Origin of the sequence: Pantoea sp. BRR-3P, assembly GCF_039621635.1 — a bacterium.
Lineage (GTDB): Bacteria > Pseudomonadota > Gammaproteobacteria > Enterobacterales > Enterobacteriaceae > Pantoea > Pantoea floridensis.
The window spans coordinates 3174652-3190271 of the sequence record NZ_CP155066.1 but is presented as its reverse complement, the minus strand read 5'-3'; the positions used below and the strand labels follow the sequence as shown (position 1 = coordinate 3190271).

The window sequence follows — 15620 nt, the reverse complement described above, 5'->3', positions numbered from 1 at the left end:
TAACAAGTCAGGTGCAATTTATGGCAAAAGAAAGGGCGGCCGAAGCCGCCCTGCAAGGCATGAAAGGTGAAAATTACCAGCCTTTCACGGCACCACCGTTGAAGATCTTGTTGGCCGCTTCAGACACTTCGTCTGACTGGTAGGCCTGAACAAACTTCTTCACGTTCTCAGCGTCTTTGTTGTCTTCACGGCTCACAATCAGGTTCACATACGGTGAATCTTTGTCTTCCACGAAGATGCCATCTTTGGCTGGCGTCAAGCCAATCTGGCTGGCGTAAGTGGTGTTGATCACCGCCAGTGCAATCTGCTGATCGTCCAGTGAACGTGGCAACTGCGGCGCTTCCAGCTCAACAATCTTCAGGTTTTTCGGGTTTTCTGTGATATCCAGAGAGGTTGGCAGCAGACCAACGCCATCTTTCAATTTAATCAGGCCTACTTTCTGCAGCAGCAGCAGGGAGCGGCCAAGGTTAGTCGGATCGTTCGGGATAGCGACCTGAGAACCATTCTGCAACTCATCCAGCGATTTGATTTTCTTGGAATAACCTGCAATTGGGTAAACGAAGGTGTTGGCAACAACGGCCAGCTTGTAGCCACGGTCTTTGATCTGTTGATCCAGATACGGCTTATGCTGGAAGGCGTTCACGTCGATATCCCCCTTGCTCAGCGCTTCATTCGGCAGCACGTAATCGTTAAAGGTCACCAGCTCAACATCGAGGCCATATTTCTCTTTAGCGACTTTCACAGCAGTTTCAGCAACCTGCTGCTCAGCACCGACGATTACACCCACTTTGATATGGTTTGGATCTTTTGCTTTCTGATCGCATCCTGCCAGCGCAATCACGCCAATCAGAGCACCCACAGCGGCAATCTTTTTAAATGTAAAAGACATATCCCTTCCTTAATAGAGGACTATTGATGTTGCTTGCTTACTTATGGGACACAGCACGCACGATGCGGTCGCCACAGAATTGGATTAAATACACCAGAACGACCAGTAGGATCAGTACGGTGTTCATGACGGTGGCGTTATAGCCGATGTAACCATATTGATAGCCAATCTGGCCCAGACCGCCAGCACCCACTGCGCCACCCATTGCAGAGTAGCCGACCAGCGTAATCAGCGTAATTGTAGCGGCATTCACCAGACCCGGCAGGGCTTCTGGCAGCAGGACTTTACGCACAATCTGCAGCGGCGTGGCGCCCATGGCGCGCGAGGCTTCAATCAAACCGGTTGGCAGCTCCAGCAGTGCGTTCTCGACCATACGTGCAATAAATGGCGCGGCCCCCACGGTCAGCGGCACGATGGCGGCTTGCAAACCAATGGACGTGCCGACGATGGCGCGCGTGAAGGGAATCATCCACACCAATAAGATAATGAATGGGATCGAACGGAAGATATTCACCAGCGCTGACAACACGCGATAAAGCGCATTGTTGGCCAGAATCTGACCCGGACGCGTCACATACAGCAGCACGCCAACTGGAAGACCGAGGACAAAACCAAAGAAACCGGAGACAAAGGTCATCATCAGCGTTTCCCAGACGCCGCGCGTCAGTAACCACATCATCGCTTCAGACATAACCCAACACCTCTACTTTCACATGATTTTCTTTCAGCCAGGCAATTGCGGCTTGTGTATCTGTTTCACTGCCATCCATTTCGGCCAACATGATGCCGAACTTCACGCCACCGGCGTAATCCATCTGCGCACTGATAATGTTGTTGTTAACGTTAAAGCGGCGTGCCGCTTCGGAGAGCAGCGGGGCATCAACCGATTTACCAGTGAATTCCATACGCAGTAACGGCACACTCTCGGCTGTTGCCTGTGGCACCATGCGTTGCTGGTAGTCGTCGGGAATATCAAGATGCAAAGTAGATTGAATAAATTGCTGCGCCAGCGGTGTTTTTGGATGTGAGAACACTTCGCTAACGCTGTCTTTCTCGATCAGCTCACCATTGCTGATGACCGCAACCTGATCGCAGATACGCTTCACCACATCCATTTCGTGAGTGATCAATAGAATGGTAATACCGAGACGGCGGTTAATGTCTTTCAGCAGCTCCAGAATGGAACGTGTCGTAGCGGGATCCAGTGCGCTGGTGGCTTCATCGCACAGCAAAACTTTGGGACTACTTGCCAGCGCTCGGGCAATGGCCACACGCTGTTTTTGTCCGCCAGAGAGATTTGCCGGCCAGCTATCGTGCTTGTCGGATAAGCCCACCAGTTCGAGCAGCTCGGTGACGCGCTTTTTAATTTGCTCGCGCGAAAGATTACCTAGCTCCAGTGGCAGTGCCACATTGCCGGAAACGGTACGTGAGTTCATCAGATTAAAGTGCTGGAAGATCATGCCAATCTGACGGCGCGCCAGTGTCAACTGACCTGATGAAAGTGTGGTTAGCTCCTGATCATCAACCAGAACACGACCAGAGGTTGGACGCTCCAGCAGATTGACGCAGCGAATAAGGGTACTTTTACCGGCACCGGATGAACCGATGACGCCGTAAATCTGCCCAGCAGGCACGTGCAGGCTGACATTTGACAGCGCCTGAATAGTGCGTGAGCCCTGCTGGAACACTTTGGTTATATTCTCAAGTTTAATCATTAGGTTATTTATTATCGTGTTGCATGGTCCGTGGTGTGTCAGGATTCACTCAGCCGGGCTGAACGAAATTTGGATGGATGTTAAGGCATCCAGACGGCTAAATCAATCGTAGTCATTCAATCTGCCATTCTCTCGCTGCACGCAATCATGCGATACTTAGCAGCTCTATTTGCAGCAGGAGTTTCTACGTGGCGAACAAAGTCCCGGCTATTTTCCTTGATCGTGATGGCACCTTGAATGTCGATCACGGCTATGTCCATGAAATCGATAATTTTGAATTTATTGATGGCACCATCGAAGCGCTGCAGGCGCTGAAGAAGATGGGCTATGCGCTGGTGTTGGTGACGAATCAGTCGGGCATTGCGCGTGGCATGTTTACTGAAGATCAGTTTATGCAGCTTACCGAATGGATGGATTGGTCGCTGGCCGATCGTGATGTTGATTTGGATGGCATCTATTTCTGCCCGCATTTACCTGATGCTCCGGTAGAAGCCTATCGCCAAAACTGTGATTGCCGTAAACCGCAGCCGGGTATGTTGCTCTCCGCACAGCAGCATCTGGATATCGATATGGCTGCTTCTTATATGGTAGGCGACAAAATAGAAGATATGCAGGCGGCGCAAGCGGCAGGCGTGGGTACTAAAGTGCTGGTGCGTAGCGGTAAGCCGGTAACGGCAGAAGGCGAAGCTGCAGCAGATTGGGTTATTAATAGCCTGGCAGAGCTGCCTGCGCGCATCAAAAAGGCCTAAAAGCGGGCTCTTTGTGCAAATTTCAAGCGAACGGCAAAAAAGTTGAAATTTGCACTTGTCAGCTCCGAATAACTCCCTATAATGCGCCACCACTGAGACGGCAAAGCGGCAACGCAGGCGGCTCAGCAGGGAGTGAAGAAATTCATCCCGCCGGATGAAAGCGCTGAAAAAAGTGTTTGACTCTGAAGAGGGAAAGCGTAATATACGCCACCTCGCGACAGGCGGTTAACCCGCTGTTCGCAACGCTCTTTAACAATTTATCAGACAATCTGTGTGGGCACTCGCAGGATTGATATCAGCGTCTCCGGACGCAACAAAATATCAAGTCTCACGAGTGAACACATAATGAAATTCATTATGACGTTTTACAGATGAGCATGCTTAACTTGTTTAAGCAAATCAAACTTAAATTGAAGAGTTTGATCATGGCTCAGATTGAACGCTGGCGGCAGGCCTAACACATGCAAGTCGAACGGTAGCACAGAGAGCTTGCTCTCGGGTGACGAGTGGCGGACGGGTGAGTAATGTCTGGGAAACTGCCCGATGGAGGGGGATAACTACTGGAAACGGTAGCTAATACCGCATAACGTCGCGAGACCAAAGTGGGGGACCTTCGGGCCTCACACCATCGGATGTGCCCAGATGGGATTAGCTAGTAGGTGGGGTAATGGCTCACCTAGGCGACGATCCCTAGCTGGTCTGAGAGGATGACCAGCCACACTGGAACTGAGACACGGTCCAGACTCCTACGGGAGGCAGCAGTGGGGAATATTGCACAATGGGCGCAAGCCTGATGCAGCCATGCCGCGTGTATGAAGAAGGCCTTCGGGTTGTAAAGTACTTTCAGCGGGGAGGAAGGCGGTGAGGTTAATAACCTCACCGATTGACGTTACCCGCAGAAGAAGCACCGGCTAACTCCGTGCCAGCAGCCGCGGTAATACGGAGGGTGCAAGCGTTAATCGGAATTACTGGGCGTAAAGCGCACGCAGGCGGTCTGTCAAGTCGGATGTGAAATCCCCGGGCTTAACCTGGGAACTGCATTCGAAACTGGCAGGCTAGAGTCTTGTAGAGGGGGGTAGAATTCCAGGTGTAGCGGTGAAATGCGTAGAGATCTGGAGGAATACCGGTGGCGAAGGCGGCCCCCTGGACAAAGACTGACGCTCAGGTGCGAAAGCGTGGGGAGCAAACAGGATTAGATACCCTGGTAGTCCACGCCGTAAACGATGTCGACTTGGAGGTTGTTCCCTTGAGGAGTGGCTTCCGGAGCTAACGCGTTAAGTCGACCGCCTGGGGAGTACGGCCGCAAGGTTAAAACTCAAATGAATTGACGGGGGCCCGCACAAGCGGTGGAGCATGTGGTTTAATTCGATGCAACGCGAAGAACCTTACCTACTCTTGACATCCACGGAACTTGGCAGAGATGCCTTGGTGCCTTCGGGAACCGTGAGACAGGTGCTGCATGGCTGTCGTCAGCTCGTGTTGTGAAATGTTGGGTTAAGTCCCGCAACGAGCGCAACCCTTATCCTTTGTTGCCAGCGGGTAATGCCGGGAACTCAAAGGAGACTGCCAGTGATAAACTGGAGGAAGGTGGGGATGACGTCAAGTCATCATGGCCCTTACGAGTAGGGCTACACACGTGCTACAATGGCGCATACAAAGAGAAGCGACCTCGCGAGAGCAAGCGGACCTCATAAAGTGCGTCGTAGTCCGGATCGGAGTCTGCAACTCGACTCCGTGAAGTCGGAATCGCTAGTAATCGTAGATCAGAATGCTACGGTGAATACGTTCCCGGGCCTTGTACACACCGCCCGTCACACCATGGGAGTGGGTTGCAAAAGAAGTAGGTAGCTTAACCTTCGGGAGGGCGCTTACCACTTTGTGATTCATGACTGGGGTGAAGTCGTAACAAGGTAACCGTAGGGGAACCTGCGGTTGGATCACCTCCTTACCTGAAGATACCTTCCCGCGAAGTGCTCACACAGATTGTCTGATAGAAAAGTAATGAGCAAGACGGCTGCGAAGTCGTGACACTATCGTGTCCCCTTCGTCTAGCGGTTAGGACTCCGCCCTTTCACGGCGGCAACAGGGGTTCGAATCCCCTAGGGGACGCCACTTGCTTGGTGACAGGTGAAAGGTGTCTCCACGATGTATCTCAAAACTGACGTAACCGTCATGTTTGAGATACTGCTCTTTAACAATCCGGAACAAGCTGAAAATTGAAACGACGTGTTGGTTCATTTCTCCGTAATAAGAAATGAATAACAACATGTTCGAGTCTCTCAAATGCTTACAGTCTGCAGCGTTGCAAAACGCCTGTGGGTTGTGAGGTTAAGCGACTAAGCGTACACGGTGGATGCCCTGGCAGTCAGAGGCGATGAAGGACGTGCTAATCTGCGTAAAGCGTCGGTAAGGTGATATGAACCGCTACAGCCGACGATGTCCGAATGGGGAAACCCGGTGCACTCAGTGCATCATCGCAACATGAATACATAGTGTTGCGAGGCGAACCCGGGGAACTGAAACATCTAAGTACCCGGAGGAAAAGAAATCAACCGAGATTCCCCCAGTAGCGGCGAGCGAACGGGGAGCAGCCCAGAACCTGAATCAGTTTGTGCATTAGTGGAAGCGTCTGGAAAGTCGCACGACACCGGGTGATAGTCCCGTACACGAAAGTGCACATTCTGTGAGTTCGAAGAGTAGGGCGGGACACGTGGTATCCTGTCTGAATATGGGGGGACCATCCTCCAAGGCTAAATACTCCTGACTGACCGATAGTGAACCAGTACCGTGAGGGAAAGGCGAAAAGAACCCCGGCGAGGGGAGTGAAACAGAACCTGAAACCGTGTACGTACAAGCAGTGGGAGCCTCATTTATGGGGTGACTGCGTACCTTTTGTATAATGGGTCAGCGACTTATATTCTGTAGCAAGGTTAACCGTATAGGGGAGCCGCAGGGAAACCGAGTCTTAACTGGGCGTTAAGTTGCAGGGTATAGACCCGAAACCCGGTGATCTAGCCATGGGCAGGTTGAAGGTTGGGTAACACTAACTGGAGGACCGAACCGACTAATGTTGAAAAATTAGCGGATGACTTGTGGCTGGGGGTGAAAGGCCAATCAAACCGGGAGATAGCTGGTTCTCCCCGAAAGCTATTTAGGTAGCGCCTCGTGAACTCATCTCCGGGGGTAGAGCACTGTTTCGGCTAGGGGGCCATCCCGGCTTACCAACCCGATGCAAACTGCGAATACCGGAGAATGTTATCACGGGAGACACACGGCGGGTGCTAACGTCCGTCGTGAAGAGGGAAACAACCCAGACCGCCAGCTAAGGTCCCAAAGTCATGGTTAAGTGGGAAACGATGTGGGAAGGCACAGACAGCCAGGATGTTGGCTTAGAAGCAGCCATCATTTAAAGAAAGCGTAATAGCTCACTGGTCGAGTCGGCCTGCGCGGAAGATGTAACGGGGCTAAACCATGCACCGAAGCTGCGGCAGCGACACTATGTGTTGTTGGGTAGGGGAGCGTTCTGTAAGCCGTTGAAGGTGGCCTGTGAGGGTTGCTGGAGGTATCAGAAGTGCGAATGCTGACATAAGTAACGATAAAGCGGGTGAAAAGCCCGCTCGCCGGAAGACCAAGGGTTCCTGTTCAACGTTAATCGGAGCAGGGTGAGTCGACCCCTAAGGCGAGGCTGAAAAGCGTAGTCGATGGGAAGCAGGTTAATATTCCTGCACTTGGTGTTACTGCGAAGGGGGGACGGAGAAGGCTAGGTTATCCGGGCGACGGTTGTCCCGGTTTAAGCGTGTAGGCTGACATCTTTGGTAAATCCGGGGTGTCTTAAGGCTGAGGCGTGACGACGAGCCACCACGGTGGTGAAGTAACTGATGCCCTGCTTCCAGGAAAAGCCTCTAAGCTCCAGGTAACACGAAATCGTACCCCAAACCGACACAGGTGGTCAGGTAGAGAATACCAAGGCGCTTGAGAGAACTCGGGTGAAGGAACTAGGCAAAATGGTGCCGTAACTTCGGGAGAAGGCACGCTGGCGCGTAGGTGAAGGGACTTGCTCCCGGAGCTGAAGCCAGTCGAAGATACCAGCTGGCTGCAACTGTTTATTAAAAACACAGCACTGTGCAAACACGAAAGTGGACGTATACGGTGTGACGCCTGCCCGGTGCCGGAAGGTTAATTGATGGGGTTATCCGCAAGGAGAAGCTCTTGATCGAAGCCCCGGTAAACGGCGGCCGTAACTATAACGGTCCTAAGGTAGCGAAATTCCTTGTCGGGTAAGTTCCGACCTGCACGAATGGCGTAATGATGGCCAGGCTGTCTCCACCCGAGACTCAGTGAAATTGAAATCGCTGTGAAGATGCAGTGTACCCGCGGCAAGACGGAAAGACCCCGTGAACCTTTACTATAGCTTGACACTGAACATTGAGCCTTGATGTGTAGGATAGGTGGGAGGCTTTGAAGCGTGGACGCCAGTCTGCGTGGAGCCAACCTTGAAATACCACCCTTTAATGTTTGATGTTCTAACGTAGGCCCGTGATCCGGGCTGCGGACAGTGTCTGGTGGGTAGTTTGACTGGGGCGGTCTCCTCCCAAAGAGTAACGGAGGAGCACGAAGGTTGGCTAATCCTGGTCGGACATCAGGAGGTTAGTGCAATGGCATAAGCCAGCTTGACTGCGAGAGTGACGGCTCGAGCAGGTGCGAAAGCAGGTCATAGTGATCCGGTGGTTCTGAATGGAAGGGCCATCGCTCAACGGATAAAAGGTACTCCGGGGATAACAGGCTGATACCGCCCAAGAGTTCATATCGACGGCGGTGTTTGGCACCTCGATGTCGGCTCATCACATCCTGGGGCTGAAGTAGGTCCCAAGGGTACGGCTGTTCGCCGTTTAAAGTGGTACGCGAGCTGGGTTTAGAACGTCGTGAGACAGTTCGGTCCCTATCTGCCGTGGGCGCTGGAGAATTGAGGGGGGTTGCTCCTAGTACGAGAGGACCGGAGTGAACGCACCACTGGTGTTCGGGTTGTCATGCCAATGGCACTGCCCGGTAGCTAAGTGCGGAAAAGATAAGTGCTGAAAGCATCTAAGCACGAAACTTGCCCCGAGATGAGTTCTCCCTGACTCCTTGAGAGTCCTGAAGGGACGTTGAAGACTACGACGTTGATAGGCCGGGTGTGTAAGCGCAGCGATGCGTTGAGCTAACCGGTACTAATGACCCGTGAGGCTTAACCTTACAACGCCAGAGGCGTTTTGGTGAGAGAGACCAGAGATTTTCAGCTTGTTTTACCGGATAAAGAATTCAGTTTTGTCCTGCGGAGTTAGGTCCGAAGGATTTTGCGCTGAAGCAAGGCGGCAAACGAGACGCTACGAGGGAGCATACGAGGGTATGTGACGGAGTAGCGCGAGAGCGGCCAACGCAGCAGCAGCGTAAAAGACACAGGACAGAGCGAAAAGAATTTGCCTGGCGGCTGTAGCGCGGTGGTCCCACCTGACCCCATGCCGAACTCAGAAGTGAAACGCCGTAGCGCCGATGGTAGTGTGGGGCCTCCCCATGCGAGAGTAGGGAACTGCCAGGCATCAATTTAAGACCCGTTATCGGGTCGTGACCTTCCCGGTGACGCGGAAAGGGTGAAACACCTGAAATCAGAACGATTTTCTGATATCAGTACAGAATCGGTGGAGCGGTAGTTCAGTTGGTTAGAATACCTGCCTGTCACGCAGGGGGTCGCGGGTTCGAGCCCCGTCCGTTCCGCCACTTAATTGATAAGCCCTGACTGCAAAGTCAGGGCTTTTTCATGTTTATAATTCAGCCGTTATTGTTGATTGTTAATCAATATTCTTCTGCTTATAAGCGGATTTTTCAGCAACAATAAACCTGCCAGAATGTTCTCATCGAAGCACAACACAATCCGATGAGGAAATCATGACAATCCCCGCTTTTGGTTTAGGTACTTTCCGTCTGCAAGACGATGTTGTAATCCATTCAGTTAAGACCGCGCTTGAGCTTGGTTACCGCACGGTTGATACCGCTCAAATCTATGAAAATGAAGCAGCTGTGGGTCAGGCGATCGAAGAAAGCCGCATAGATCGTAATGAACTGTTTATTACGACTAAGATTTGGATAGAAAATCTCTCTGCAGATAAGTTAATCCCGAGTTTAAAAGAGAGCCTAACAAAGCTGCGTACCGAATATGTCGATCTTACATTGATTCATTGGCCCTCGCCTGGCTCGGCAGTTTCGGTAAAAGAGAGCATGCTGGCATTGATGTCCGCAAAAGAAGCGGGACTGACGCGTCAGATTGGTATTTCGAATTTCCCCATTGCCTTGATGAAAGAGGCTATTGAAGCCGTTGGTGTAGAAAACATTGCCACTAACCAAATTGAATTGCATCCCTTCCTGCAGAATCGTCAGGTGGTCGACTTTGCTAAACAGCAAGGTCTGCATATCACTTCCTATATGACGCTGGCTTATGGTGAGGCGCTGAAGGATGACGTGATTAATGCAATTGCAGAAAAGCATCAAGCCACTCCGGCTCAAGTTGTTTTGGCCTGGGCGATGAAGTTAGGTTATGCGGTGATCCCGTCATCCACTAAGCGTGAAAATCTGGCCAGCAATATGGCTGCGAGGGATCTAACGCTGGATCAAGAAGACATGGCAAGTATTGCAGCGCTGGATCGCCAGCAGCGATTAGTTAGCCCGGAAGGTCTGGCACCAGACTGGGATTAATCTCCTCGGTATTCAGCCCTGCACTCGCCAGGGCTGATCTTTTACCCATTCACTGAGAAAATCGATAAAAGCGCGCACGCGCTGGCTTACCCCTAAATCACTGTAATATACCGCATTAAAAGGCATCTCTACTGCCACTCGCTGCTCAGCTAATAATTCGATAAAAGTGCCATCTGCTATTTCACTGTCCACCATAAAATCCGATAAACAGGCAATGCCTTGAGCGTCTAAACACAATTGCTTGAGCGTCTCACCACTGTTAGATGATATCCCAGCAACGATATCGTAAAGCACGCCGCTTTCGTCGGCCACGGGCCAGCGATTTAAGCGTGGTGTTTCAACGAAGCCAAGACATTCATGATGTGCCAAATCAGCAACGGATGTTGGAACGCCATACGTTGCCAGATAAGCCGGCGTAGCCACTAATTTACGATAGCTCGTAAAAAGCCAACGAGCACGTAGTGTGGAGTCCACCAGGTTTCCTGCACGAATCGCAACGTCAACTTTGCGTTCAATAAGATTGATAAAACTCTCAGAGGAAATCAGCGAAAGCGTGACATCTGGATAACGTTCGCGAAAGGGCTTGATCATAGGCAGTAGAAGATGAAGAACCACAGGCGTAGCGGCATCAATGCGCAGTATGCCCCGTGGAGCCATCTGACGCTCTAATAATTCACTTTCGGCCGTAGACATCTCCTGCATTAACTTTTGCACGCGACGAAAGTAGTGTTCGCCTTCGTGGGTTAACGCTAGCTGACGAGTCGTACGAGTCAATAGGGCAACACCCAGCTTGTTTTCCAGCTTTTTTACAGTACGGCTCACAGCAGAGTTGGCCATGTGTAACTGTTCCGCAGCACGACTGAAACTACCGCTCTCAACTACGGCAATGAATACCTTCAGCTCTTCTGATGATGCTTTCATTATTCCCTCAGGGACAAAAGTCTATTCTCATTTTGCATCTTTTTGTCATTAAAGCATGAAGTGATACTAACGCCCATCAAAACCTCAATGGGAGTCAATCATGCCACTTGCACTTTGGGCGCTTACTATCAGTGCCTATGCGATCGGAACCACCGAGTTCGTTATTGTCGGACTCATTCCGACCATCGCTGAACAGCTCAGTATTACGCTACCTTCGGCGGGAATGCTGGTATCCATTTATGCATTGGGTGTGGCCGTTGGTGCTCCAGTGCTCACGGCTTTAACCGGTAAATTAGCGCGTAAGCAATTATTGATGGGGCTGATGGTACTCTTCACCGTCGGTAATCTGGTTGCCTGGCTGGCACCCAATTATGAAACGCTGGTGATTGCGCGCTTGCTCACAGGACTTGCGCATGGCGTTTTCTTCTCAGTCGGTTCGACGATTGCAACGAGTCTGGTGAGTAAAGAGAAGGCTGCGAGCGCCATCGCGATTATGTTTGGTGGTTTAACGGTAGCGCTGGTGACCGGTGTTCCATTGGGAACATTGATTGGGCAACATTTCGGCTGGCGTGAAAGCTTCCTCGCCGTATCGTTACTGGGCGTTATTGCTCTGGTAGCAAGCCAGGTGCTCATTCCGCGCAATATTGCTCAACCACCTTCTACTACGCTAGCACAGCAGGCGAGGGTAATGGTTAATCCTCGTTTGTTGCTGATCTATGCAATTACAGCACTCGGTTATGGTGGCGTATTCACCGCTTTTACTTTCCTTGCGCCGATGATGCAGTCGCTGGCAGGTTATTCACCTACTGCGGTGAGCATGATTCTGTTGGGATACGGCATTTCTGTTGCCATAGGCAATATATGGGGCGGTAAACTGGCCGATCGTCGCGGTGCAATTCCCGCACTGACACTGATCTTTATGGCACTGGCCATTTTACTGATGGTGTTCCAGTTCACCGCGAGTATGCACATCATGTCACTGGTAACCGTATTGCTCATGGGAATCTTTGCCTTTGCCAACGTGCCTGGTCTGCAGGTGTATGTGGTGCAGAAAGCAGAACACTATGCGCCAGGTGCGGTTGATGTCGCTTCAGGTTTAAATATTGCGGCCTTCAATATTGGTATTGCTCTGGGATCCACTGTAGGGGGCTATATCGTTGAGCACTATGGTCTGGCGCAAACACCATGGGTAGGCGCAGTGATTGTGCTGGGCGCATTATTGCTGGTGCGACTGAGTGGCCAGCTCGATAAACCGAAGAGTGCGATAGCAATGGAATAATCTACACAATAGCCTGCCAACCGGCAGGCTATTGCATGGGTATGCTGTGAGGTGAATTCCGACAATTACCAACACCAATTGAAACCCCGCACTAAAATCCCTATAACAGTCAGGTGAAGTACTAGTCGTAAATCAGCCAGGCGGGAAAGTGCGGAAAAAAACTTATTCAATGCGTTATGTAGCAGGTCAGCCAGCTGAGCGAATCTTTCCGCCAGGGGCAATGCTGCATCTTGGCCAGGCACTGCCGCCTGGCGCGCCCCTGCCAGCGGATCCCACTTTGCGGGTTTTAGTCTGGAATATCTTTAAACAGCAGCGTGCCGATTGGATGTCAGTCCTGCAGGGCTTCGGCAAGCATGCCCATCTGGTATTGCTGCAGGAAGCACAGGCAACCCCTGAGTTGGTCAAATTCGCCACCAGCAACTATCTCGCGGCCGATCAGGTGCCTGCCTTTGTCTTACCGCAACATCCTTCTGGCGTCATGACGTTGGCTTCTGCGCATCCTGTGTATTGCTGTCCTCTACGTGAGCGCGAACCGCTGCTGCGCCTTGCCAAATCGGCGCTCGTTACGGCGTACCCATTACCCACCGGTGAAATGCTGATGGTAGTAAATATCCACGCGGTGAATTTTAGCCTGGGTGTCGATGTCTACAGCAAACAGCTGGGGCCGATTGGCGAACAGATTCAGCATCATCGCGGGCCGGTAATTATGGCAGGCGATTTCAATGCCTGGAGCCGCCAGCGTATGAATGCGTTATATCGTTTTGCGCGGGAGATGTCGCTGCGGGAAGTTAATTTCACTGACGACCACCGCCGGAAAGCCTTTGGCCGACCGCTAGATTTCGTTTTCTATCGTGATATGAAGGTGAGTGACGCTTCTGTACTGGTAACACGAGCTTCCGATCACAACCCGCTGCTGGTTGAATTCAATTCTCTCTATGGCATTGAGCGTTAACTAAAGGCGCTCAGGCTCCCACTCTGCTACAGCCGAAAATGGCCAGAACCGAGTACAGCTGATGAGTTAGCTAAAGGCTGGAGAGTCGGGGAAGTACACAATTTGGCAAAAGCTGAAAATGAAAAAGGCTGACAAAAGTCAGCCTTTTCGACGCATTAGGTATCAGGTGTTGCGCTATTCTTCACAAACAGCGTGAGCTTATCGCCCGGCTGGATGTCTTTAGCGTCACTGTTCCAGCGCATCACATCTTTGGTATTCACACCATGACGTTTTGCAATACTGGCAAAAGAATCACCCTTACGTACACGATAGGTGATGCTGTTGCCGTTATCAGCCAATTGCGTGGACGCTTTGCCGCTTACGGTCAATGTTTGACCCGTGCGAACTGAAGCGCTGCGCAGATTGTTCTGCTGTTTCAGTGTACTGACGCTTACGCCAAGCTTGCTGGCAATGCCAGACAAGGTGTCGCCTTTGCGCACCGTGTAGCTATTTCCTGCCGCGCTGGCTTTCGCCATCTCGGTAGGCTGCACGGAAGCAATATCACCGGAAGCCAGTGAATCTCGCAGCTTAGCAACATTGGACTTTGGCACCATAATGTAGTGCGGTCCATTAGGCGCCGTCGCACCGTTTTTATAACCGGCATTGAATGTCTTCAGTTTACTGAGAGACATACCGGCCATATCTGCGGCTTGCGTCAGTTCCATCTGCTGTCCCACCTCTACGCGAGCTAACGCACGGCTCTCGTTCGGGGTCGGCAGTTTGATACCGTAACGCTTGTTGTTCTTGAGAATTTCACTCAAGGCCAACATTTTAGGTACATAGACCGTCGTTTCGCGTGGTAACGATAAATTCCAGAAGTCAGTCGGCTTGCCGCGCGCCTTATTCTGTTTCATCGCTTTCAGCACTCGTCCTTCACCGCTGTTGTAGGCGGCGATGGTCAGTAACCAGTCACCGTCAAACATACCGTTTAGACGCTGCATCATATCCAGCGCTACTTTGGTCGAGGCCACCACATCGCGGCGCCCGTCATACCATTGGTTCTGTTTCAAACCATAGTTTTTGCCCGTTTGTGCAACAATCTGCCAGATGCCGGCGGCATTGGAAGACGATGTTGCGTGTGGGTCAAAAGCGCTCTCCACTATGGGTAGCAGTACCAGTTCCATCGGCATTTTACGTTTCTGTATCTGCTCGACTATCCAGTACATGTACGGCTCTGCCCGTAATGTTACATCGTGGAGATAGCTCTTATTTTTTAAAAATTTTGTTTTTTGTTCGCGGATCCGGCTGTTTTCCGGAATCCCCATCTTCAACTCGTCACTAATGTGATTCCAGAGATCAGTATCTTCTGCGAGGCTTGTTCCATCATCCTGCCATCGCGGCGACAACAATCGATCTCCGTACTTTCCATTTTCACCTTGACCAGCTGAAGACAGACTCTGTGCATGCTGTACGGGGATATTGGCGTCATTCCTTGATGCCTGACATCCTACCAGCAAGACCGAGGCGAGTAATATCGCTTTAGCCTTCATGTGTGTGTCAATAGTTCGCTTAAAAGACGAGCAACTATACGTGACGGTCCGCCACAACACAACCTCAAAAATTAAAAGCGGTCTTTCTTCTCGCGTAGATCGGCGAAAGTTTGCCATAACGCCGACGATGAGACATTACCGCCTAAAGCCTGTTGTAAATCAGGATCTTGCGTGCGTAAAAATAAATTTATTTCTCGCTCAAGGGCCAGTTTTGTCGGTAAAGTAATGCGATTTTCTGCGCGTAAGTCCTTAATTTGCTGATACCTTGCCAAAATTTTCGGGTCATGAGGCAAAATTGCTGCCGCAAACTTCATATTGGATAAAGTGTATTCATGCGCACAGCAAATAAGAGTATCTTCAGGAAGCTGATTAAGCTTTTGAAATGAATCAAACATTTGTTCTGCAGTGCCTTCAAAAAGACGCCCGCAGCCACCAGAAAACATCGTGTCGCCACAGAAAAGATAAGGAGAACTGAAATATGAGATATGTCCTAAAGTGTGGCCGGGGGTGGCGATGACACAGAAGTTTAGCCCAAGCAGCGTAAATTCATCTCCTTCAGCCACAATACGTTTTGCACCTTTATCTGCCGTTTCCTGTGGGCCGAAAACCTCCAGATCGGGATAGTGCTGCAACAGCTCCTCCACGCCGCCAACATGATCGTGATGATGATGGGTCAATAAAATCGCGACCGGTTGCCACCGATTGGCCTTAATTTTATCCATTACCGGCTGTGCTTCGCCGGGATCGACAATCAGGCACTTGTTATCCTCGTCCGTCAGTGTCCAGATGTAGTTATCCTGCAATGCGGGAATGCTGGTAAGATTCATAAACACCTCTCAGGTCGTAGAAAAAGGAAAATG

General features: G+C 51.1%; 10 protein-coding genes, 2 tRNA genes and 3 rRNA genes. 9 read left to right on the top strand and 6 right to left on the bottom strand.

Features of this window, described 5'->3' with window-relative positions; translation table 11 throughout:
- Positions 1-73 precede the first annotated feature (73 nt).
- Genes AAGR08_RS14895 through metN form a run of 3 tightly spaced genes read right to left on the bottom strand, consistent with a single transcriptional unit; the run spans position 74 to position 2604 of the window.
- Positions 74-889, bottom strand: a complete 816-nt coding sequence (locus AAGR08_RS14895; protein ID WP_097094855.1) for a MetQ/NlpA family lipoprotein — start codon at positions 887-889, stop codon at positions 74-76.
- 37 nt (positions 890-926) lie between these two features.
- Entirely contained in the window at positions 927-1580 is a 654-nt protein-coding gene (locus AAGR08_RS14890) for a methionine ABC transporter permease MetI (RefSeq protein ID WP_007893963.1), read from the bottom strand.
- Entirely contained in the window at positions 1573-2604 is a 1032-nt protein-coding gene (metN, locus tag AAGR08_RS14885; RefSeq protein ID WP_345827231.1) for a methionine ABC transporter ATP-binding protein MetN, read from the bottom strand. The genes AAGR08_RS14890 and metN overlap by 8 nt, the downstream gene beginning before the upstream one ends.
- 188 nt (positions 2605-2792) lie before the next feature.
- On the opposite strand from metN, the gene gmhB reads away from it, so the two are divergent.
- The 7 genes from gmhB (at position 2793) to dkgB (ending at position 10079) form a co-directional block, all read left to right on the top strand.
- Positions 2793-3353 (top strand): D-glycero-beta-D-manno-heptose 1,7-bisphosphate 7-phosphatase, encoded by a 561-nt coding sequence (gmhB, locus tag AAGR08_RS14880; RefSeq protein WP_097094853.1) that lies wholly within the window; start codon positions 2793-2795, stop codon positions 3351-3353.
- Between the two features lie 407 nt (positions 3354-3760).
- Positions 3761-5301, top strand: a 16S ribosomal RNA gene (locus tag AAGR08_RS14875).
- Between the two features lie 89 nt (positions 5302-5390).
- Positions 5391-5465: transfer RNA gene (locus AAGR08_RS14870), tRNA-Glu, on the top strand.
- Between the two features lie 214 nt (positions 5466-5679).
- A 23S ribosomal RNA gene (locus tag AAGR08_RS14865) occupies positions 5680-8585 on the top strand.
- 227 nt (positions 8586-8812) lie between these two features.
- Positions 8813-8928, top strand: a 5S ribosomal RNA gene (gene rrf / locus AAGR08_RS14860).
- Together the 16S, 23S and 5S rRNA genes with 2 tRNA genes alongside form the textbook arrangement of a ribosomal RNA operon.
- Positions 8929-9030: 102 nt before the next feature.
- Positions 9031-9107, top strand: a tRNA-Asp gene (locus AAGR08_RS14855).
- A gap of 168 nt (positions 9108-9275) precedes the next feature.
- Complete coding sequence (gene dkgB, locus AAGR08_RS14850) at positions 9276-10079, top strand: 2,5-didehydrogluconate reductase DkgB (RefSeq protein ID WP_345827230.1); 804 nt, start codon at positions 9276-9278, stop codon at positions 10077-10079.
- Between the two features lie 12 nt (positions 10080-10091).
- Here dkgB and yafC read toward each other — a convergent pair whose 3' ends face one another.
- Positions 10092-11000, bottom strand: coding sequence for a DNA-binding transcriptional regulator YafC (yafC, locus tag AAGR08_RS14845; RefSeq protein ID WP_097094851.1), 909 nt, complete (start codon positions 10998-11000; stop codon positions 10092-10094).
- A gap of 100 nt (positions 11001-11100) precedes the next feature.
- Here yafC and AAGR08_RS14840 point away from each other — a divergent pair, with 100 nt between their 5' ends.
- Positions 11101-12279 carry an MFS transporter gene (locus AAGR08_RS14840; RefSeq protein WP_097094850.1) on the top strand — a complete coding sequence of 393 codons (1179 nt, stop codon included), beginning with the start codon at positions 11101-11103 and terminating at the stop codon, positions 12277-12279.
- 148 nt (positions 12280-12427) lie between these two features.
- Positions 12428-13231: an endonuclease/exonuclease/phosphatase family protein gene (locus tag AAGR08_RS14835; RefSeq protein ID WP_097094849.1), complete on the top strand. Its 804-nt coding sequence runs from the start codon at positions 12428-12430 to the stop codon at positions 13229-13231.
- A 155-nt stretch (positions 13232-13386) separates the two neighbouring features.
- Here the strand turns inward: AAGR08_RS14835 and mltD are convergent, their stop codons facing one another.
- Positions 13387-14760 carry a murein transglycosylase D gene (gene mltD / locus AAGR08_RS14830; RefSeq protein ID WP_097094848.1) on the bottom strand — a complete coding sequence of 458 codons (1374 nt, stop codon included), beginning with the start codon at positions 14758-14760 and terminating at the stop codon, positions 13387-13389.
- A gap of 71 nt (positions 14761-14831) precedes the next feature.
- Positions 14832-15587, bottom strand: a complete 756-nt coding sequence (gene gloB / locus AAGR08_RS14825; RefSeq protein ID WP_097094847.1) for a hydroxyacylglutathione hydrolase — start codon at positions 15585-15587, stop codon at positions 14832-14834.
- Positions 15588-15620: the final 33 nt, after the last annotated feature.

Excerpts from the sequence above, each read along its gene's own strand:
- AAGR08_RS14895 (WP_097094855.1), bottom strand. The coding sequence starts at position 889 with ATGTCTTTTACATTTAAAAAGATTGCCGCTGTGGGTGCTCTGATTGGC.
- AAGR08_RS14890 (WP_007893963.1), bottom strand. The coding sequence starts at position 1,580 with ATGTCTGAAGCGATGATGTGGTTACTGACGCGCGGCGTCTGGGAAACG.
- metN (WP_345827231.1), bottom strand. The coding sequence starts at position 2,604 with ATGATTAAACTTGAGAATATAACCAAAGTGTTCCAGCAGGGCTCACGC.
- dkgB (WP_345827230.1), top strand. The coding sequence starts at position 9,276 with ATGACAATCCCCGCTTTTGGTTTAGGTACTTTCCGTCTGCAAGACGAT.
- yafC (WP_097094851.1), bottom strand. The coding sequence starts at position 11,000 with ATGAAAGCATCATCAGAAGAGCTGAAGGTATTCATTGCCGTAGTTGAG.
- AAGR08_RS14840 (WP_097094850.1), top strand. The coding sequence starts at position 11,101 with ATGCCACTTGCACTTTGGGCGCTTACTATCAGTGCCTATGCGATCGGA.
- mltD (WP_097094848.1), bottom strand. The coding sequence starts at position 14,760 with ATGAAGGCTAAAGCGATATTACTCGCCTCGGTCTTGCTGGTAGGATGT.
- gloB (WP_097094847.1), bottom strand. The coding sequence starts at position 15,587 with ATGAATCTTACCAGCATTCCCGCATTGCAGGATAACTACATCTGGACA.